The sequence below is a fragment of the Limnothrix sp. PR1529 genome (assembly GCF_002742025.1).
Classification (GTDB): Bacteria; Cyanobacteriota; Cyanobacteriia; order CACIAM-69d; family CACIAM-69d; genus CACIAM-69d.
Genome location: NZ_LIRO01000053.1, coordinates 13,081 through 34,121 on the forward strand (window position 1 = coordinate 13,081; position 21,041 = coordinate 34,121).

Annotated in this window: 14 protein-coding genes; 6 read left to right on the top strand and 8 right to left on the bottom strand. The window is 54.9% G+C overall.

What is annotated here, in order from left to right:
• Window positions 1-123: 123 nt before the first annotated feature.
• Window positions 124-4,671, bottom strand: coding sequence for a DUF4347 domain-containing protein (locus tag AMR42_RS08205; protein ID WP_158234405.1), 4,548 nt, complete (start codon window positions 4,669-4,671; stop codon window positions 124-126).
• 1,505 nt (window positions 4,672-6,176) lie between these two features.
• Window positions 6,177-7,571: a DUF3370 domain-containing protein gene (locus AMR42_RS08210; protein WP_099532969.1), complete on the bottom strand. Its 1,395-nt coding sequence runs from the start codon at window positions 7,569-7,571 to the stop codon at window positions 6,177-6,179.
• A 911-nt stretch (window positions 7,572-8,482) separates the two neighbouring features.
• On the opposite strand from AMR42_RS08210, the gene AMR42_RS08215 reads away from it, so the two are divergent.
• From AMR42_RS08215 to AMR42_RS08230, 4 genes are all read left to right on the top strand, one after another.
• Window positions 8,483-9,169 carry a DUF4114 domain-containing protein gene (locus tag AMR42_RS08215; RefSeq protein ID WP_143472989.1) on the top strand — a complete coding sequence of 229 codons (687 nt, stop codon included), beginning with the start codon at window positions 8,483-8,485 and terminating at the stop codon, window positions 9,167-9,169.
• A gap of 384 nt (window positions 9,170-9,553) precedes the next feature.
• A complete protein-coding gene (locus AMR42_RS08220; protein ID WP_158234406.1) occupies window positions 9,554-10,546 on the top strand; it encodes a GRP family sugar transporter in 993 nt (330 codons plus the stop codon).
• Between the two features lie 134 nt (window positions 10,547-10,680).
• On the top strand, window positions 10,681-11,037 hold the full coding sequence (locus tag AMR42_RS21590; protein ID WP_368670731.1) for a GFA family protein: 357 nt from the start codon (window positions 10,681-10,683) through the stop codon (window positions 11,035-11,037).
• Window positions 11,038-11,069: 32 nt separating this feature from the next.
• Window positions 11,070-12,029: an RluA family pseudouridine synthase gene (locus tag AMR42_RS08230; RefSeq protein WP_099532973.1), complete on the top strand. Its 960-nt coding sequence runs from the start codon at window positions 11,070-11,072 to the stop codon at window positions 12,027-12,029.
• 36 nt (window positions 12,030-12,065) lie between these two features.
• On the opposite strand, the gene AMR42_RS08235 is transcribed toward AMR42_RS08230, so the two are convergent.
• Window positions 12,066-13,016: an SPFH domain-containing protein gene (locus tag AMR42_RS08235; RefSeq protein ID WP_099532974.1), complete on the bottom strand. Its 951-nt coding sequence runs from the start codon at window positions 13,014-13,016 to the stop codon at window positions 12,066-12,068.
• A 274-nt stretch (window positions 13,017-13,290) separates the two neighbouring features.
• The gene (locus AMR42_RS08240) at window positions 13,291-13,872 is read right to left on the bottom strand and encodes a hypothetical protein (protein WP_099532975.1); all 582 of its coding nucleotides are present in this window, start codon (window positions 13,870-13,872) and stop codon (window positions 13,291-13,293) included.
• Here AMR42_RS08240 and AMR42_RS08245 point away from each other — a divergent pair.
• Window positions 13,865-15,211: a cell wall metabolism sensor histidine kinase WalK gene (locus AMR42_RS08245; RefSeq protein WP_234406841.1), complete on the top strand. Its 1,347-nt coding sequence runs from the start codon at window positions 13,865-13,867 to the stop codon at window positions 15,209-15,211. The genes AMR42_RS08240 and AMR42_RS08245 overlap by 8 nt on opposite strands.
• A gap of 236 nt (window positions 15,212-15,447) precedes the next feature.
• Here the strand turns inward: AMR42_RS08245 and recR are convergent, their stop codons facing one another.
• Window positions 15,448-16,074, bottom strand: a complete 627-nt coding sequence (gene recR, locus AMR42_RS08250) for a recombination mediator RecR (RefSeq protein WP_099532976.1) — start codon at window positions 16,072-16,074, stop codon at window positions 15,448-15,450.
• A gap of 77 nt (window positions 16,075-16,151) precedes the next feature.
• Here recR and purN point away from each other — a divergent pair, with 77 nt between their 5' ends.
• On the top strand, window positions 16,152-16,844 hold the full coding sequence (gene purN / locus AMR42_RS08255) for a phosphoribosylglycinamide formyltransferase (protein WP_099532977.1): 693 nt from the start codon (window positions 16,152-16,154) through the stop codon (window positions 16,842-16,844).
• A gap of 242 nt (window positions 16,845-17,086) precedes the next feature.
• Here the strand turns inward: purN and rpsJ are convergent, their stop codons facing one another.
• The 3 genes from rpsJ to fusA all read right to left on the bottom strand — a co-directional run bounded on the left by rpsJ (window position 17,087) and on the right by fusA (window position 20,854).
• Complete coding sequence (gene rpsJ, locus AMR42_RS08260) at window positions 17,087-17,404, bottom strand: 30S ribosomal protein S10 (RefSeq protein ID WP_099532978.1); 318 nt, start codon at window positions 17,402-17,404, stop codon at window positions 17,087-17,089.
• A gap of 119 nt (window positions 17,405-17,523) precedes the next feature.
• Window positions 17,524-18,753 (bottom strand): elongation factor Tu, encoded by a 1,230-nt coding sequence (gene tuf, locus AMR42_RS08265; RefSeq protein ID WP_099532979.1) that lies wholly within the window; start codon window positions 18,751-18,753, stop codon window positions 17,524-17,526.
• Between the two features lie 25 nt (window positions 18,754-18,778).
• Complete coding sequence (gene fusA, locus AMR42_RS08270) at window positions 18,779-20,854, bottom strand: elongation factor G (protein ID WP_099532980.1); 2,076 nt, start codon at window positions 20,852-20,854, stop codon at window positions 18,779-18,781.
• Window positions 20,855-21,041 lie beyond the last annotated feature (187 nt).

Below are 21,041 nucleotides of genomic sequence, written 5' to 3' on the forward strand. Positions count from 1 at the left end.
AACCCGATCGCCCCGCCATCCCCCAACCACCCGGCCAGTTCCACCGCTGTCGGTGGGTAGTGGTTGCGGCCAACGACTGCCCACCGATCGCTTGCCCTAGACCGATTTGATCTAGGCTTCGATCTAGACCGAGATGAAGTCCTGGCTATTCACAAATTGCAAGGCGGGGATGCCCTGGAGACGGGCGATCGGGGTCTCGCCGGCCCGAATCAGAATCGAGTTGCCCTCTTCAACAAAGGACAAATCGGTAAATCGCAATCCACCAGCCAGAGCAATTCGGTCATTGTTGCCCAGGTAATCGGAAATGATATCCAAACCGCGATTGAGACCGATCACAAAGGTATCGATTCCCTCGCTCCCAAAGAGCACATCATCCCCTTGATCGCCGGAAAGCACGTCATTGCCCGCACTGCCCGTGAGGGTGTCGTTCCCCTTGCCCCCAAAAAGGGTGTCGTCATCTTCGCAACCATCCAGTTGGTCATCGCCATCGTTGCCAAATAGCAAGTCATTCCCGGCGTTACCGGACAACACATCGTTATCGGAACCCGTGCTAACGGACTGGGGCCGATCGGGATTGTTGCCGTAGAGGGTATCGTTGCCTGCTTCACCGCAGAGGGTGTCGTTGCCCCGATCGCCCATCAACAGATCCAATCCAGCCCCTCCCCAGAGGTAGTCATTCCCCTGACCACCCCGGGCCGTATCGTTGCCATCTTCGCCCGCCAGGCTGTCATTGCCATCGTTACCCAACAGCAAGTCTTCATTGCCGCCGCCCAACAGCAGATCGTTGCCGGTGTGATCGGGATCCCGCGTGTTGTTGTTGCCACCAATCAGGGTGTCGTTGCCCAGGTCACCGGACAACACATCATTGCCCTTATCGCCATAGAGCAAATCGTTGTCCTTACCGCCATACACCAAGTCATCCTCTTGACCGGCGTAAATGGTGTCTTGACCCTGACCGCCATTCAGGTTGTCTTGGCCACGACCGCCATAGAGCAAGTCATCGTCCGTGCCGCCCCCGATCGGGACATTGCTGCCACCGCTGCCCAATAGGGTGTCGTTGCCCAGGTCACCGTAGAGCACGTCATTGCCTAAATCGCCCAGGATCAAATCATTGTCCCGGCCGCCAAAGGCCGTGTCCTTGCCGTCGCCCCCGGAAAGGGTGTCTTGGCCTTCGTTGCCATAGAGCAGGTCATCGCCGCCCAAGCCAAACAACAGGTCTTGGCCGTTGGGATCGGCAATGAGGCGCACACCGGTTCCACCGATCAGGGTGTCGTTGCCCAAGTCACCGATCAGGATGTCGTTACCCCGATCGCCGTGCAGCAAGTCGGCTTCCTTGCCCCCACGGATGTAGTCATCCCCTTGGCCGCCAAACACCGTATCTTCACCTTCATTGGCGCTGATCACGTCGTTTTCGGTATTGCCAAAGATCAAGTCCCGATCGCTCGGATCCGGCCGGTTATCCGGGCGACCCTGGCCGCCGATGATGGTGTCGGCTCCTTGGTCGCCGCGCAGGATGTCACTGCCCCGATCGCCCAGCAGAATATCGTTATCCTTGCCGCCATTGATGATGTCTTGGCCATTGCCGCCAAAGACCACATCATCACCCTCATTGCCGTTGAGCAGGTCGTTGCCCTCGCCCCCGCCGAGGCGATCGGCATCCACCCCGGAACCCACCGCAGCGAGATTGCCCAAGCCACCAAAAATGGAATCGTTGCCCAGGTCGCCAATCAGTTCATCGGAGCCGGGGCCACCCCGCAGGCGATCGTTGCCTGCAAACCCCGACACAAAATCGTTGGACGCGGTGCCCACCAAGTCATCATTACCCGGCGTGCCCAGCAGCCGGTTACCGCCGGTTTCGGGCGGCGGCGGAATCACCAGCGCGGGTAGCTCAGGCACAATCAGAGGGTTGGGAATTTGCCAGGAAGCCGCCAACGGCGAGGCCACGCAACCGCAATTCGGGGCCACACCCGCCACATCAGCAAAACTGGTGATGAAGAAGGGCAAATTTCCCAAAGCGGTATTAACCGGAGTGGGCGGAGTGGGCGGCGTGCTGGCCACCGAAATTCCCGGCGGCGCAATGAAGGAAATCGTGCCACTGATCAGGCTGCGATTGCCTTTGATATCAATCACGTCGAAGGTCAGAAAGTCCTTACCCGTGAAATCGGCCCGGGGGATAAAGAACAGATTGCCGAATTCTTCCGGAGTCAGGAGGCCCGTGCTGGTGAGTTTGCGTCCTCCATTGAACGGATCGCCCACGTACAAGTCACCCAAGGTCGGTAGGCGGGTGATGTTGTAATTTTTGATGGAATCGTTGTTTGGGTCGATCGCCGTGGGTGGCAGTCCCCCCAACCGAAACTTGACAACGCCGTTTTCGGGAGGTTCGGTCAAATCCGTGGCCGAGCCGGGAACCACGTTAAAGATCCCGTTCAAGGGAACCGGCGGTTCGGCAATAATTTCCGGGCGATCGAACAATACCGTTGCCGAATCTGGACTCAGGTTCCCCTTGTCATCCCTTGCGGAGTACTTGAAGAACCCTTTGCCATCGGGTGACTCAAACCGCAGGTTACCGACATTGCCCGGCGGAATCGATTGCCCCGCCGACAGGGAAACCTTCGCCCCCGTCAGTGGATCGAGCAAAAACAGCGAACTCCCCGGGGGAATTTCCGTAATCACAAATTCCCGAATCGGATCACTATCGGGATCCGCCGCCGCCAAAGGAATGGAACCATTGGGGTTATAGGGCAACACCAAATTGCGTGGGGTCGGCGGTGTATTCACACCACCCAGCACTCGAGTCGTATCGGTCGCCGTAAGCACCTGGGGAGCAAGGGGCCCAAAATCCGGGTCAAAAAGCCCAGCCGGAAGGGAGACTCGGGCCGTGTTGGTGATCACCCCAGTGGCCGTATCCGAAAGGCGACCCGACACCCGAAAGGTTTGGGTTTGCATTGGCCCCTCAGCCGGGAGTTCCAAGCCAATACCGGGAGGAGCCAGTACCTTAGGATCCCACACGGGATTGAGCAGTTCTGCCGGGAGCGTATCGGATAGATTCAGCAAGAACGGGGCCGTAATGTTGCAGCCACCGGTGTTGGAGATCGTAATGCTGTAGGTGATGGTGCTGCCGGGAAGTACTGCTTCTAGCCCATCGGTTTTGGTGAGGTTAATGTTGGGCTTGATCGGTTGGATCGGCAACGTTCCCAGGTCGCCCACGCTGATCGCCCGGTCAGCGGTGAGGGCCACACCGTTAACCACGGTTCCCGCCGGAATCCGGGTGCGGGCTACCGGGTTTGCTCCTCCCAAATTAGGATCAATTCGATATAGCCCACCGCCACTATCTGCAGTGGTAGTGGTGGCATAGAAGTTGCCATCGTAACCCAGAGCTAAACCTGAGAAGGGAAAACTGTTTCTAGTCAGGAGTTGCGCCGAAACTGGCACCGGCACAGAAGGACTGTCGGACGTTTTGCTCAACTCAGAAGCAGGAATCTTGTAAATGTGGCCAGATGTGTTGGGGCTCCGCAAAACTATTAGAAGTGAGCCATCGGGAGTAACAGCAAAGTCACCACTAACAGTTGTGGGTAAAGGACCTAGCTTACTGGGATCGGCAGGATCCGGGCCTGTTACCGATAAGGTTTTGGTTGTGGCTCCAGTGGCTGAGTTAATGAACTCAATAGTGTCATTGCTGCCAGCAATCAGGTTTCCAGCAGCATCGAAGGTCAACCGTCCAGAAGTTCTCGCATTTGGAATGGATGCTGGGCTAGGGGTCTTAGTTGGGTTCAGATCAAGGATTTGAATAGGCCCCCCGACAGGCGATCCTTGAGAAACAGAATTTGGAAGGATGTAGATCTCAGTTGTGCCGGGTTTTCTAGCAATAGCATCGCTACCCCTGCCGCCGATGACATTGGCTCTTTCAAGCTGAACCAAACCTGTTGCTAGATCAACCCTCACCAGGTCGTTTTGTGGATACCTGGGGTTAGCCCCTGGACCCAAATCCGGAAAGTTATCGAAGTCGGCGATTCCAAGGAATTGGTTGGGAATACAGGGATCCACCAACAGACCTGGATATTGGGCGATCGCCTGCTGCGTGAAGGGCACTGGGGATTGCAGGGGCCCGGTCGATCGATCCAAGCGCCAAGAGCCACCCCGATCGGCTGATCCCACCGGACTGGTGGCCGCGCCCACGGTCGCTTGGGTCAGGTGAGCCAGGGTTTCAATCAGTTGCTGCCCCAGGATGCCGGCCCCCGTGCGGCAACCATAGAGCAAGATTTCAGCTCGATCGCTCAGCAACAGGGCCCAGCGACGCAGCCAGTCCTGCACATCCCGAGACAGATCCGCCACAGACAACCCCCGATCGCCCAACTGCAACCAGCCCGGTTGACCGTGGGCAATCACATGGAGTTGTTGAACCGGTTTTTCAGCCAAGGCTTGGGTCACTTGGGCCCAAGCTGCCGCCGTTGGCTCCAACTTCAGCACCCTTGTGCCGGGCTGCACTCCCTGAATCAATTGGTCGATCGCTTCTACCCTTGCATCAATCACAACCAAGGTGGATTCAAGGTTGTTGGGCTGGCGTGACTGAGAAGACGTAGACAAAACAATCGATCGATCGGTGGACTGCAATGAGCTATCAAAATGTTGATCTTGCAAATCACAATTTTGATCATTGCTTTGGCGTTGCATCGATGATGAACCCTCAGCAAAAATACTCAGAGTAGTCAACCCAGACGATTGTGTTGATTGATGCGTGCTCATGAAGCTCTCACAGAAAGGTAGAAAACAATGTGTCTTGCATCCCTTTAACGGGGAAATAAATAGATGCCCCGGACGATTGATAAATTTGAGAGAACTTGATCGCTCTCGTCTAAATTTAATGATGGACTAGTTGTGCCGAGAGAAGGGTCATGGGCAGTTCCAACGCATGATATTGGTCACGAATTCACCGTGAAAACCAAGCAAGGAAAGGTCATCCAGACTGTGGCAGAACGAGTATTCGGAAATTCACAATCTTGATTGAAAATTCACAATCTTGATTGAAAAATTCTCGAAAAATTTAAATTTTTTGAATGAAATTGATCCATGCATTTTGAGTTCTGATCATGACTCAATGCCAACCAATTCATTCACTCTTCGTCTTTACGTCTTCCGCTTAAGGTCAATCTCAAGGCCATGAAAAGCCATGACAATATCACAACAGCTTGAACGTACCCTGACCAACGACCCGGGTTTCACCAGAGCGCTGAACTGAGTAAACTGTCTTCGTTGCGGACTTGTAAAGGACTCTTGGGACAGTCCGTGAAATTGATGAGACGGTTCGACACCTAAAGGAACGACTTCAAGGCAGATCCTGAGCGATCGAGTATCAAAGACTACAGCCAGTTTCACTGGTTTTTCATCTTTGCTGTGTAATCTGCGATCGCTCAAATTTTGGGTAGGGTGACCATCGTTGAGCAATTTCTTGAGTCTTATCTATCTAAAGGAAACATATTTTTCTGTTTGAATGTGTTTGAATCGATCTGCACCCTGATTTTAAAATATAGCGATAAATTTCTTAAGAAAACTCGGTTCAAAGGAAGATTTTAGATTTTTTCATTAAAAAAGGTCTTCGTACAATTATTTCTTCAATTTTCAACCAAGAAAACAAATAAGCATTGTTCGATGGTTTAAGCTTGATGCTTCAGTAATTTAATTTTTGATTTCCGATGATCTTTGATAATTACTTGACGGTCAAATCATTTCGAAGTCACAAAAACATCACAATCAGACCAATTTACCAACTTTCATACTGCTCAATCATAATTTAGTCATCGTAGTTTGTAGTATTTAGCAATTGAGATCGAATAATTGTCGAATAATCAATGCTGAGAGAAAGAATCAATTGGTGAAGGACGAATTGATCGATGACTTGGCTTTGATCTTTCGATTTCCGTAGCTGGCGTGGCTCAAAATCGAGGGAGACAGAAAACCTTTTCATTGACTCAGGCCAATCGATTCGATCGCACCAAGAAAATGACAACACTGAGCGCGGAAAGTTAGATGCTGGGGCTAGATGGGACTCTAGAAATGATGTCAGGCTGAGTCATCCTGCTTGGGGTTTGGTTGATTGCATCCTAAACCGCAAAAATGAAAAACCAGTGAAGCCACAAAAATCATGGCCCCCAAATACCCTGAATCATCCCTGACTCAGGCTATGGATTCGTGAGCGTTTGCAAGGTCAAAACCTGGGGCGGGGTGGCATCGGGAGGATAGATCAGGCTGACTTGCACGAGCCGATCGCCCTGGGGCGGCAACTGCACCGTCGCGAGGGGCTGACCCGGTTCTCCTCGGCGCTGCACCAAATGTACATATCGCGTTTGTGGCAATCCCCGATCGTCGGGATATCGAATGCGGACGGTTCCCCGAAAGAAGACCGAGTTGGGCAACGGATCGAAAAACTGCAACCCTGGCGCGGGCGAATCAAATTTCACTGGCGTTTCTAGGGCAATGGCCACCGTCTGCGGTTGGGCTGTGGGGTTATGCAGGGGCAAGGTGAGGTCATATTCAATCCCGTAGTTGCCGTGGGCAGCCCAGGCCGTATCCGGGTAGCGAGCCACGATCGGGGCGGTTTGCACTTGCTCAGTCCCCAACCGACCGGCAACCAGGGTGCTCACACCATAGGAAAAGGCCGCACCGGGAGCGGGAATGCTGAGGCGTGGGTTGTTGGGCCCATCGGTAACGATCGCGCGCCAACGGGACCCGATCGCCACGCCGGCCACCCGGCCATAGCGCAGGGGGCCCGGTGCGCCGGGGGCTGTGGGAACCGGTTCGCGCGGCCCTGACAGTGTTCCGGTGGTGAGCGTGGATCGCCAGTCCGCTTCCGTGGGGGGCTGTTCTCCACCGTCGGAGGTTGCCTGGGCAAAACGGGCGAGGGTGGCGGCATAAACCGGGCGATCGCTGTCCAGACGCAGCAGGGTTGAGCGACCGTTCAGGGGTGGGTTGAGCGATCGAACCGGAATGGGCAAACTGGTCAGCACCACTGTCTCGCCCGGGGGAATGGTGACCCGATCGGGCAAATCCGCTTGGCGGCGGCCGCGCAACACCCAATCCACCGCTCGACTGCCGGGGCCCGAGTAAACCTGGCCGATCGGGTTATCAACCATCGGCGGCAGCGCAATAAACGGCGCATCGGGCTGGCTGAGATAACTGGCCCCCTGAAGAACTCGCACCGTTGCCGATCGATTGGGATCCGCGTTGCCCAACACAATTCCCACATAGAGCGATCGCAGGTCGATCGCCCCATCCGGCCCCGTTGCCGCCGCTTTGGCAATGTGGTGGGCAAAAATATCAAACCGCCCTTGAAACACCTGGTTGAGGTGTGCCTCGGGACTGCGCATCCCAGCAGAGGGAAAGGTCGAGAGCAAAATTCCCGCTTGCTGGACAATTTCCGGGCTGTTGCTATTCAGCACAGGCACCGCATCCAAATGTCCCGGGAGCGATCGCACCTCTTGGGGCCGTAGATTCGGACTCGGACTTGGTGCAGGCGTTCCGGGTGGCAAGCCCTGTGCTCCCACAATCCCCGCCAGTAGCCAGCTTGCCAACACCATCCTTCAAGCCCTCCCGCAACCACAAAGCATCGCGGCTCCCATTATCTCAAACCAATGGCCCCTCCTGGGTTGCCAGCCGCTGGGGTTAATCAACAGTTCCTCAATCCATCGCCCTGATCGAATCGGGCAACTCGCAACCCTCGATCGCCCCAGCCGCGCAACTCCCCAGCGCAAAAAACCAACATAGACCAGCATCAACCGGCACTAGACAGCCGAATTAGCCGAAAAACGGGCTAAAACGTTTCATTTAGGATTACTAACCTCTTCGTGCCCCTCGCAAGCCGAAATAGTTCAACAGCCCTTTGGCCACAAAAGCCACGACAACTCATCAGTCCCAAGAGGACAATGGCATCAGAAATCGCAATCAAAAATCTTGAGTAATTTGGAGTGATTTTTGGAGCAACTTTTGCAGAATCACCTGAACAGAGTTATCAATTTTTCGCCTAAAGGCTTCGTGATTTCTGACAAAAACTTCCCGTGATGACGGTCACCATAATTTAAACTTTCTCAAATTCTCAATCGCCAGAAGCTTTGCCTATAAAGACTTTTAGCCTTTTTAAATTTGATCTTTATTTAATCTTTAAACTTTAAATAGGCTTCATAAAACTAGCTTGCAATTAAAGATTCCGCCAAGAGCCAGAAAAACGCTAGACAGGCCTTCGTAAACACAGTACAAGTAAATCAAGAACCCAAAAGAGCGCGTGCTTTTCCAGGCAAAACAAGCGGACTAAATCATTCACCGGTTTGGTAAGTGGGCGCGATCGACATCAAGGGTGCTGTCAGGAAAAGCGATTCCAGCAAAACTACCACTGCTCACCAAGAACATTCGGATTAGGACTAGGAGGATTTAAATCGTGAAAGGTTTTATTTGGAAAGGCTTTGTCCTCGCAGCGGCTACCCTCGTCGGCACCATGTCTGCCTCCGCTGCTCGCGCGTTGCAACTAACTCCCGAACAGTTGGCCAAATTTGATACTTACGTCCAACAGGAGCGCAAAGCATTCACGGCGCTGGAACTCTCGCAAATTAACCCCAACAGCCTGAAGTGGTCGGGTGCTGCTGATTCGCTGGAAGTTTACTTCATCAACGAAGGTGCTGCTTATCGCAACCAGTTGCTCTTTTCCGCCAACAATGGCCCTTTGAGCACGGTCTTTAATGATGTGTCTTCCAAGGAATCGATTTTGGCTGAGGCTGATGGCCCCCTGAAGCGGGGTCAAGGCGTGAGCCTCGGATCCTTCAGCAAAGGCAGCGTGATTGACTTCTTCCTGAACTCTGATGGCTACAGCCGTGGCGAAAACTACGCTGGCATCACTTCGGATCAGGTCTATGGCACCGGGACTTGGAACTTCTTGGGCGCTGATGCCAACCGCAATGGCGACAAGCTGCAACACATGATTGCCTACGACTTGGGCGATGGTTGGACTCTGATGGGCTTTGAAGACATCGTGACCGGCGGTGACCTGGACTATAACGACACGGTGTTTGTGGTTCGTGGTGTTTCCGGCTCGAAGGTGGCAACGCCTGAGCCTTCGGTGATGCTGTCGTTGGCTGCTGCTGCGGCTCTGGGCTTGGTGTCCCGCCGTCGTCAGCAAGATAGCTAGACCGATCAAGTGATGCTGCCATGGGTTGCCACTCACCAGCAGGCAGATGATTGAATGGGCGGATGATTGAAGTAGGTGGTGGCTAGCGATTGCTAGTCGTTAGCAATCGCTAGCCATCAAACTGGCGGGTGAACCTTTCAATTGGGCTGAAGTTCCATTCGCCGGTTCGATCGAGCAATGGATATGGATTTGGTTCGGTAGGTCATGGGTGAGTTGAGCAAAGTCAACTCGCCCACCTTTTTTTGGCTAATTTTCGGCTAATTTTCGGCTACTGGTTGGCGACCTGGCGGGCAAAGGCTGTTTTTTGGAAAAACCGCGCTTGGCCTGTGCCTAGCCTGTGCCATCATCTCCGGGTTAGGAATGCTGACCGGGAGAGTTTGGCTTTTGGACGTTACAGGATGGATGGCGGCAACGCTGGCGGCTAGTTCGATCGCCCCGGTGGGGATGGCGCACCCTGGCGTGGGCTGGTTGGGGGCAACGGTGGCGGCGCTGTTTTGGGGGTCGTATCTAGTGCCCGTGAAGCGGCTACCGACGGTGGATCCCTTGGCGGCGCAACTGAGCATGGCGATCGGGATTGTGCTGTTAGCCATTCCGTTGGCGATCGCCTCTGGAGCTTGGATTCCCAATGGTTGGGGCCTGCTGGCGGGGGTGATTTGGGCCTTGGGCAATTACGGCTCCATTTTTGTGGTGCGGGCCTTGGGATTGGCGCGGGGGTTGGCCCTGTGGGCCACGATCGGGATTGGGGTTTCGTTTCTTTGGGGAGCGTTGTTTTTTCGGGAGCCGGTGTTGTTGCCGGTGGCCGTTGGGGGAGTGGCGCTATTGGTGGCGGGAATTGCCCTGATGAATTGGCCCGATCGCCCGGACGGAACGCAACCCCCGGGCCCTCGATCGACCAATTCACCGGTTAACCGATCGAGCCAGCAGCCCAGCCGCCGACCCAAAATCCAGAATCAGGGCTGGTGGCTTTGTGGCGTGGTGGGGTTGCTGTTTGGATCGCAATCAGTCCCCTTTGCCTTTGCGGCCCAAAGCCCGATCGCCTTTGTGCCGTCTATGTCCCTTGGAATTTTGGGAACAGCGAGTCTGTTGGCTGGGCAACGGGGCGGTCGGGTGTTGCGGCAGTTGCCCCGATCGAGCCTGTTGGCGTTGGTTTGCTCGGGAATGCTTTGGAATGTGGCGAATGTGGGCAGTTTTTTCGCGGTCGATCGCCTCGGAATGGCGGTGGGAATGCCCCTAACTCAGTTTGCGATTGTGGTGAATGCGGCTTGGGGTCTGTGGTTATTTCGAGAGGTGACCGGTCGCCAGCGAATTTTGCGAGTGGCGATCGGGACGTTCTGCGCCTTTGGTGGAATTATTCTGATTGGAGGATCGCGCCTTTGATGGTTGTTTAATGCATAGTTGAGCCTCAAAGCGCTATGAGACATAAGTAAGAAAAGGCTTTTATGAACGTTCCATTTTCAGGTGGCTGTGCGTGCGGTGTCATACGCTACGAGTGCTCTAGCCAACCAATGGCGATGCTCAATTGCCATTGTCGCGATTGTCAGCAATCTAGCGGAGCGCCATTCGCATCTGGCGTGGTTGTCTCCACAAAGTCCATTAGGGTTACGGGTTCTCCAAGCACGTACTCCGTTCGCGCCTCTAGTGGTGCTCAAACAACTCGCAGCTTTTGTCCAAATTGCGGTAGCCCTTTATTCGCAACCGGCGAAGCAAGGCCCGATTTCACATCCATACGCTTCACGACGCTTGATGATCAAAGTAACTTTTATCCAGCGTTGGACATCTGGACATCGAGCGCAGCTTCGTGGGTTTGCCTGAATGAGGAGCTGCCACATTTTCCGCAGTCGCCACCCCAAAGTAACGACCGTCTTTGAATATCCAAGAATATCCGAGTTTGTGTATCTGAATGGCGGGAGAAATCGGCAAGCTCAATCAGGGTTGGGTCTATCAAGATCGGGTCGATCGCGCGGCGGCGGGCCTCACCCTTTTGGCCTACTATAGCCAACACTATCGGCACTCCACGGAACAGACTTGGCGCGATCGAATTTTGGCGGGTCAAATTTTGGTCGAAGATGGCCCGGCCAGTCCTCAGCAAATTCTGCGATCGGGACAACGGTTAACCTACCATCGCCCTCCTTGGGTGGAACCAACCGTGCCCCTGGATTTTGCAGTGCTCTATGAAGATGCCGATCTGTTGGTGGTGGCGAAACCCGCTGGCTTGCCCGTGATGCCGGCGGGGGGTTTTTTGGAACATACCCTGTTGCGGCAATTACAAAAACGCTATCCACAATCCAGCCCTGTGCCCATTCACCGACTGGGGCGCGGCACTTCCGGTTTGGTGTTGTTGGCCCGATCGCCCCAGGCCCGATCGCACCTGACCCAACAAATGCGCGATCGACAAATGCATAAGGTCTACTGGGCTTTGGCAGTGGGCAACGCTCCCATGGATCGGTTTCGGATTGAGCAGCCGATCGGCAAAATTCCCCACCCCCAATTGGGGCATCTTTACGGGGTCACCCCGGATGGAGCCTTTGCCCGCAGCGATTGCCAAGTGTTGCGGCGGGATCGTGACCAAATGTTGGTCGAGGTCACCATTCTCACGGGCCGTCCTCACCAAATTCGGATTCATTTAGCCGCCGCCGGATTTCCCCTCGTGGGCGACCCACTCTATGGGGCCGGTGGGCAACCGCAACTGACCCCGATCGCGCCGGAGGCCCCAAGGGATCCCGAGGCGATCGCCCTGCCCGGCGACTGTGGCTATTGGCTCCATGCCCAAACCCTCGCCTTCCGCCATCCCCAAACCCAAGCCCCGATCGAGGTTTGCTGTCCTGCGCCGTCGCCATTTGGCCAACCTGCCCATAGTTAGCGCCAGATCTTGAGCGCCAGATCTTGAACATCAGATCTAAGGAGCCTTGGAACCCGCCGCCGAACCGCCGATTTGAACATTGGGCGTTTGGATGGTTGGGGCTTGCTGACCGTTCCACTTTTCAATGCGAGTTCGTTCCACCCGCAACCGCTCCAACTCCAATAATTGCGGGGTGATGGAACCCGCCCGCAGGCGATTGGACTCCGCCTCCGCCCGGGCCTGCTCGATCGTCACCAACGCCTCTCCCTTGGCCCTCGCCACATTGGAGGCCGCCTCTGCTTCCACTTTGCGGCGATTGGCCTCAGCCGTTTGGGCCGCCTGTTGGGCCGCAAACTGTTCGTTAATGCTTTTTTGAATGTCTGGGGGCAGCCGCAACGGCCCCAAGAGGGACACATCTTGAACGGTGATGAACTGAAAGCGTCGTTGCACACAGGCCCGCACCGTTGCCACCAATCGCTGCTGGCTGGTGGGCACTTGCACAGGAGTCAGGGCTAAGGTTTCTGCCGCTTCCGAAAAACAATTTCTCAACCCATTTCTCAGCTCATTCGCCCGAAATTGATCGGGAGTTTTGCGATAGGTTTCATAAAACTCATGCAGTCTGGTTTTGGTGGTGTTGGGAATTACTTCCGTAGAAAAACCAAACGATAGACCCACATCAGCCGAAACGGGACTACCGGCCACAGAAAACACGATCGACTCATCAACGGGTGAGCCTTCCGTTGTTTCTTTGGTGAAAGGATAGGTATTGACAAAGGTTGGAAAAACAACGATTTCTTCTGTGTAACCATTAAACCAAACACGCCCCGAAACCAATTCAGCTTTATCAATTCCCTTGCTGCCACCATAGAGTTGAATTTTGAGGCCGGCATACCCTGGCTCAACGGTGGTGATGCTGGTTCCGGGAATGATGCCACAGGCGTTAAGGGCTGAGGTAAGCAGGGCAAGCAGCGAAGTTTGGATGATGACTCGTTTTGGAAATTTTTTCATGGTTGACGCTCTCACTCTCAATTAAAAATCAGTTAAAAGAATGGCTGAAAAGTGTCTTGAAGCACTTGCTAGCCCGTAGGGTGGGCAGTGCCCACCGAACCGTTGCTTCATGGCATTTGCGATATGGCGTGCCAATTATTTTAAGTAAAGGATTTATTAATCAAGAATTAATCATGAATTCAGTAGGTAATCAATCAAGTTGTTGGTAAAAATCAATCAAAAATTAATTTCAAACAAAGCTTGCATTAAGCCATCTTTTTAGGGCGATCAGTGATTAGGGCGATCGGTGAGTAGGTTTAACGACTTGGGACTGATCGGCAACATGGGAAATCAGCCGTTGACGATCAGTTTCCCAATCAGGAAAAGGCTGCAACAAATCCAAGGGTGATCGGTTCAAGACACGATAGGTTTCATCCTGATTGAGCAATTGCAATGTTTCGATCGCCTCCTCCACCGATCGTGAAGAAATCGCCAATAATTGCACCGTTCGTAGCCGCCGATAGACCGGATCGTATTGCGCCAACAGGGTTCGGGCCCGTCGAGCATCCAGCCACCGCCACAGGCCATAACCCAGCGATCCAACCCAGGCGATCGGCACGCCCAACACAATCGCAAACCCCAAGAGGGGCCAATGGGAATTGAGAAAGAACGGCGCGATCGCAAAGAGCAACAAGCCCAGCAAGATTTCTGCCAGGGCAGTGAGTAACCAGCGTTGCCAGGTTTGAAGCGGCCAGTGCCGCCCGCGTCGTTTCATGGTCACCTTGCCCATCGCCTGCGCAATGGCATGTTGAATCGCCGGTTTCGATGATGTGGTGAAAAGTTGGATGATTGCTCGATCGTAGCCAGCGATGCCCACGATTGCCCAGCGTTTGATCGATCGACCTCTTGATCGACCTCTCGATCGACCTTGGAATTTACGTCACCGGGGCCACGAAGCCGATCGACCTTGGCACAATGAAATGAGCTGCCCCAGTTCCCGGACCGGTAGCCACATCAATCCACCCTCACCCCCCCGATCGCCCTTGAACTCCCTGCTCACCGACCTGACCAAACTTCGCCCCCACTTGCGATCGCGCCTGTTGCTATCCCACCTGCTGGTGGTTTTCCTCAGCATCGGTAGCTTTGCGTTGGTGGGTTGGTTCTCGTCCCCCAAAACCTTTGTTTGGAAGCTGGATGAGCTGGAGGTGCGGGGGTTTCGGTTGCGCTATGCCCGCACCCAACTGGTGAACAGTTTTGGGTTTGTGTTGCAGCAAAGTACCCTTTGGTCAGCGCTGGTTGGGGCCACGGCGGCAGGAGCCTTTAGCTATTGGGCGGCTTTGCGGATTGCGCGGCCCCTGAAGCACATGGAAGAGGTGACTGTGCGGTTTGCCTCGGGGGAACTGGATGCCCGAATTCAAGCCAGTGATATTCCAGAACTGAATCAGTTGGGCAGTAGTTTCAACCGCTTGGCCACGAGCTTAGAAGGCACGGAGCAGCGCCGCCGGGATTTGATCAGCGACCTGACCCATGAACTGCGCACACCGCTGACGGTGGTAAGGGGCTATCTTGAAGAACTGAGTGAAGGGCGCATTGATCCCACGCCGGATTTGTTCGATCGCCTGATTCGCGAAACCAAGCGACTGGAGCGGCTGGTGAGCGACACTCAAGAACTATCACGGGCAGAAACGGGCTATTTACCAATTCATGTGCAGTCGATCGATCTGCGGCCCCTTTTGGAATCGATCATTAACCGCATTGCCGATCAGGTATTTGATGACGAACCAAAGTTAATTTTGGATTGTCCGGTTGTGCTGCCGCTCGTGGCTGCCGACCCCGATCGGGTGGAACAGGTGTTGCTGAATCTGATGGGCAATGCCTTACGCCACACCACCTGTGGCTCAATTCGCCTTTGGGCCAACCCCAAGGATGAACGCGCCCTTTGGGTCGGGGTCACGGATACGGGGGAAGGCATTTCTGAGGAAGATTTGCCCCATGTGTTTGAGCGATTTTGGCGGGCCGATCGCAGTCGTTGCCGCCATGAGGGTCGCCAATCCACTGGCGCGGGAATTGGTCTATCCATTTCTCGGCGGTTGGTGGAGCTTCAGGGGGGTGAAATGGAGGTGACCAGCGAGCTAGGCAAGGGCAGCACGTTTCAATTCAGCCTCCCGATCGCGATCGGGAGCGAGAAACTTCAGAAAAGCATCGAAACAAATTAGCAGTAGTAGCATGGCAGGCTTAATACATTGGGTCAAAGTTGCGGAGCCAGTCGTGGTAACAAGGGGCTTAAGCCCCTTGCTGCCTAACGATTTGGTGACGGTAACAGCCATGTAATTTAACCCAGCGAATTAAGGCAGCCACGCTAGTAGAAGCATCCAGCAAACCTGACTCCCTCTCCCCAGCCCGAGCGATCGCCCAGGTAATCACCCCAGTAATTACCAGTAATGATCAGAAACTATTCCACCTCGCGCCGCCCTTCCAAAGCCTTGGCCAAGGTCACCTCATCGGCATATTCCAACTCCCCCCCCACGGGCAACCCAAACGCAATTCTGGTCACCTTAGTAAAGGGCTTGAGCAGTTGGGATAGATACAGGGTGGTAGTTTCCCCTTCAATGCTGGGCCCGATCGCCAAAATTACCTCATGGGTCTTTTCGCGATGCACCCGCTGCACCAGGGGCTGAATCGTCAGGCTTTCGGGGCCAATGCCATCCATGGGGGAAATGACCCCGCCTAAAACGTGGTAGCGCCCACGATATTCACGAGTGCGCTCGATCGCAATCAGATCCCGCGAATCCGCCACCACACAGATCGTCTGTTGATCGCGGTTCGGGTTGCTGCAAACCTCGCAAACCGGCTCCGCCGAGAGGTGATAGCAAACTTGGCAATGGCCCACCTGTTGCTTGGCATCCAGCAGCGTTTGGGCCAGGGTTTGAATTTCCGCTTCCGGGCGATTCAACAGATACAGCGCCAACCGCTGGGCAGATTTGGGGCCAATGCCCGGTAGCCGTTGCAATTGCTCAATTAATCGAGCCAAAGGACGAGTATAAACAGCACACCTCCTGCGCTGCGCCGCGTAAAGCACCAGTTTGTTTCGCAGTCGCGTATTCTAGCACTTCCCTTTCGGGCAAGCGGAGCCTACAATCGTGCTGATTTTTCGCAATGGCTGGAACTATGACCGAGGCTCCGATCGATCACGCTTCCGAGCCTAACTTGGTCTCCCCTCAACTGTCCGGTGACCTATTAGCGCTCTATCAAAACCTGCCCCCGATCGCCCTGGGCGTATTGGCCTCAGGAAGTGGCAGCAATTTTGAAACCATCATGGAGGCGATCGCCGATGGCCGCTTACGGGCAGAGGTGAAAGTGCTGGTTTACAACAATCCCGGGGCCAAAGTCGCCGCCCGGGCAGCCCGCTGGGGCGTGACCGCCGTTCTCCTCGACCATCGCCAATACCCCGATCGCAACCAGTTTGACGCAGCCGTTGTCCAAGCGCTCCAAGCCGCTGGAGTGGAATGGGTTGCCATGGCCGGTTGGATGCGGCGGGCCACCGAAACCCTCGTCAACGCCTTTCCCCAGCGGGCCATCAACATTCACCCCAGCCTGTTGCCCAGCTTTCCCGGCATTCGAGCCGTTGAACAGGCCCTCGCCGCCCAAGTCAGAATTACCGGCTGCACGGTGCATTTCGTGGAGCTAGAGGTGGACAGCGGCCCCATCCTGATGCAGGCTGCTGTTCCTGTTTACCCCACCGACAGCGCCGAAACGCTCCACGCCAGAATCCAAACCCAAGAGCATTTGATTTTTCCCCAGGCGATCGCCCTGGCCGTCGCTCAAGCCAGTCAAGCCACTCAGCCCTAGTCGCTTCAAGCTCAATCCAAAGTCAATCCAAAATCAATCCAAAACGCCCAAGAGTTACATGAACTCTCGGGCGCTGAAGCATTAGCTTGAGTAACAAACTCAATTCCCCACTGGGCAATTCAACCAACGCAGCATTTAATTACTGGCAACACTGGCAACTTTTTTAATTACTGGCAGTTGCTGGTAATTGCTGATTGAAATTGCTAGGGATAATTGGCGATCAATCGCCCTACTGAAAATCTCTAGAGCTTCACTTCAATATCCACACCAGCCGGCAAATCGAGCTTCATCAAAGCATCGATCGTTTTCGACGACGGTTGATAAATATCAACCACACGGCGGTGAGTGCGCGTTTCAAAATGCTCACGCGAATCCTTATCTACGTGGGGAGAACGCAGCACGCAATAGATCTTGCGCTTCGTCGGCAGCGGAATCGGGCCCACCGCCGTTGCGCTCGTGCGGTTCGCCGTATCCACAATCTTTTCGCAGGAAGCATCCAACAGCTTCCGATCGAAAGCTTGCAAGCGGATCCGGATTTTCTGTTGCTGAATCGTCGCCATACTCAAAGACTCAGGGGGTGTAAAGACTCAAATTTTCAAGGTTCAGGGTTTGACTGAAGACAGCCGTAGGAACGCTGAATTCAGCGTTCCTACAGTGTCTAGCTCAGATGAACCAACAACTACTTAACGATCTTGGCAACCACGCCAGCACCAATCGTCCGGCCGCCTTCGCGAATAGCGAAGCGCATCCCCTGTTCGATTGCCACCGGGCAGATCAACTCAACCGTCATCTTGATCCGGTCACCGGGCATCACCATTTCCACGGTCGAGCCGTCGTCAGCGGTGTAAGCCGTGATTTGACCGGTCACATCCGTAGTCCGCACATAGAACTGAGGACGATAGCCAGCGAAGAACGGGGTGTGGCGGCCGCCTTCTTCCTTGGTCAACACGTACACTTCAGCCTCGAATTGCGTATGGGGGCTGATCGACTTCGGCTTCGCCAGCACCATGCCGCGCTCGATATCTTCCTTTTGGATACCGCGCAACAGCAAACCAGCGTTGTCCCCAGCCATCCCTTGATCCAGGGACTTCTTGAACATTTCCACGCCGGTCACAGTGGTGCTGCGGGTGTCCTTCAGACCCACGATTTCCACCGTGTCGCCCACCTTGACGATACCGCGCTCGATCCGGCCGGTGGCAACCGTACCACGACCCGTAATCGAGAACACGTCTTCCACCGCCATCAGGAAGTCACGATCCACATCGCGCTCAGGAGTGGGCACGTAGGCATCCACTTCATCCATCAGCTTCAGGATCTTGTCAACCCACTCGTTTTCGCCGCGAGCGATCTTGGGGTTAGCGGTCAGGGCTTCCACAGCCTTCACAGCCGAACCAATCACGATCGGGATGTCGTCGCCGGGGAAGTCATAGCTGCTCAGCAGTTCACGGACTTCCAGCTCAACCAGCTCCAGCAGTTCAGCATCATCCACCAAGTCTTCCTTGTTCAGGAAAACCACCAGGTTGGGCACGCCCACCTGGCGAGCCAGCAGGATGTGCTCACGGGTTTGGGGCATGGGGCCGTCAGCCGCCGACACCACCAGGATGCCGCCGTCCATTTGAGCAGCACCGGTGATCATGTTCTTCACGTAGTCCGCGTGACCAGGGCAGTCCACGTGGGCATAGTGACGATCTTCGGTCTCGTATTCCACGTGAGCCGTGTTGATCGTGATCCCACGGGCTTTTTCTTCCGGTGCGGAGTCGATGTCGGCGTAGTTACGAGCCTTGGCCTTCCCTTGAGCCGCCAGCGACATGGTGATTGCAGCGGTCAGGGTCGTTTTGCCGTGGTCAACGTGACCGATCGTCCCGATGTTGACGTGAGGTTTAGTCCGTTCAAACTTTTCGCGTGCCATGAGTCTTGTGCGTTCCTTTTCCTTGCTATGCGTTCCCCTTACTCTTCGCGATGATCGCCTCAGCGACGTTGCGAGGAACTTCGCTGTATTGGCTGAACTCCATCGAGAAGATACCGCGGCCTTGCGTCATCGAGCGAATGTCGGTGGCATAACCAAACATTTCTGCCAGAGGTACTTTAGCAGCAACCTTGGCCGTTCCGCTCTCGGAACCCATCCCTTCGATTTGACCGCGACGGGAGTTAAGGTTCCCCATCACGTCACCGAGAAACTCTTCAGGAGCTTCAACCTCAACCTTCATCAAAGGTTCGAGGAGGACGGGTGCTGCTTTCATGACCGCCTCGCGGACAGCCATGGAGCCAGCAATTTTGAATGCCATTTCCGACGAGTCCACATCGTGGTAAGACCCATCGACCATGGTGACCTTCACGTCGATCAGTGGGTAGCCTGCTAGGATACCGGATTCGCAAGCTTCGCGCATCCCCTGTTCCGCAGGGCCGATGTATTCCTTCGGCACCACACCACCGACGATCTTCGAGACGAACTCAAAGCCCGTCCCCGGTTCGCCCGGCTCAATTTCAACCACCACGTGGCCGTATTGACCCTTACCACCGCTCTGGCGGACAAACTTGCCTTCTGCTTTGGCAGCCTTGCCGATGGTTTCGCGATACGCCACCTGAGGCGCACCCACGTTGGCTTCCACACGGAATTCCCGCATCATCCGGTCTACTAGGATTTCGAGGTGCAGCTCACCCATCCCAGCGATCACGGTTTGATTGGTTTCCGAGTCAATGCTGACGCGGAAGGTCGGATCTTCTTCCGAGAGGGATTGCAGGGCCTTGGACAGTTTTTCCATGTCCTGCTTGGTCTTCGGCTCAACGGCCACCGAGATCACCGGCTCAGGAATGAACAGGGATTCCAGAATGACCGGATCGCTTTCGCTACAAATCGTGTCGCCGGTGATGGTGTCCTTCAGACCCAGGGCTGCGCCGAGGTCGCCAGCACGCATTTCGTCTACTTCGATTCGTTCGTCAGCTTTAAGCACGATCAAGCGCGAAATCCGCTCTTTCTTGCCCTTGGTGGCGTTGTAGACGTAGCTACCCTTGGTGATCACGCCGGAGTAGACCCGGATGAAGGTCAAGCGACCGTAGGGGTCAGCCATGATCTTGAAGGCCAGGGCTGCCGGGGGCGCGTTGTCGTCGGCCGGACGGGTCACTTCCGAACCGTCGGGCAGCAGACCCTTAATCGGGGGCACGTCGATCGGGGCGGGCAGGTAGTCCACCACGGCATCAAGCAGCAGTTGAACCCCTTTGTTCTTGAAGGCAGAACCGCAGAGCATGGGGACGATCGTGCCGTCAATCGTGCCCTTGCGCAGCGCACCCTTGATTTCCTCTTGGGTCAGCTCTTCGCCTTCAAGATACTTTTCGGTCAAGACATCGTCGGTTTCTGCAACCGCTTCCACCAACTTCAGGCGATATTCATCAGCCAGGTCAACCAGATCTTCAGGAATATCGGTTTCTTGGATGTCGGTGCCCAGATCGTTGGTGTAGAGGTAGGCACGCATCTTCACCAGGTCAACAATGCCGCGCAACTCGGATTCAGCCCCGATCGGGATTTGAATCGGCACTGCATTGGCCTTCAGGCGATCGCGCACCTGACCATAGACCTTGTAGAAGTTCGCACCCGTCCGGTCCATCTTGTTCACGAACACGATCCGGGGCACTTTGTAACGGTCAGCTTGCCGCCACACCGTTTCTGACTGGGGCTGCACGCCACCCACCGAACAGAACACCGCGATCACACCATCGAGCACCCGCATGGAGCGCTCCACCTCGATCGTGAAGTCCACGTGACCAGGCGTATCAATGATGTTGATCTTGTGATCGTTCCAGCTCGTACTGATGGCCGCAGCGGTGATCGTGATCCCACGCTCACGCTCTTGCTCCATCCAGTCCGTGACGGCAGTTCCTTCGTGAACTTCACCGATCTTGTGAACCACGCCCGAGTAATACAGAATCCGCTCGGTCGTCGTTGTTTTGCCCGCATCAATGTGGGCGGCAATTCCAATATTTCGCACTCGTTCGAGCGGAATCGATCTGGCCACTTTAACCTCCTGGGACTCCTATCGCAGATACCATGTTACATCCTTGTTAAGTAATCGAAACAAAGACAGAACGCCGGGGGAACAGATTGGGCTGATCGCTATTTAGAGTGCGATCGAACCCCACTGCCACCAAAGCGCTTGTCTCAGTTTCCAACTCATGAGGACTGAAGCACTGAGCCATTTGTCA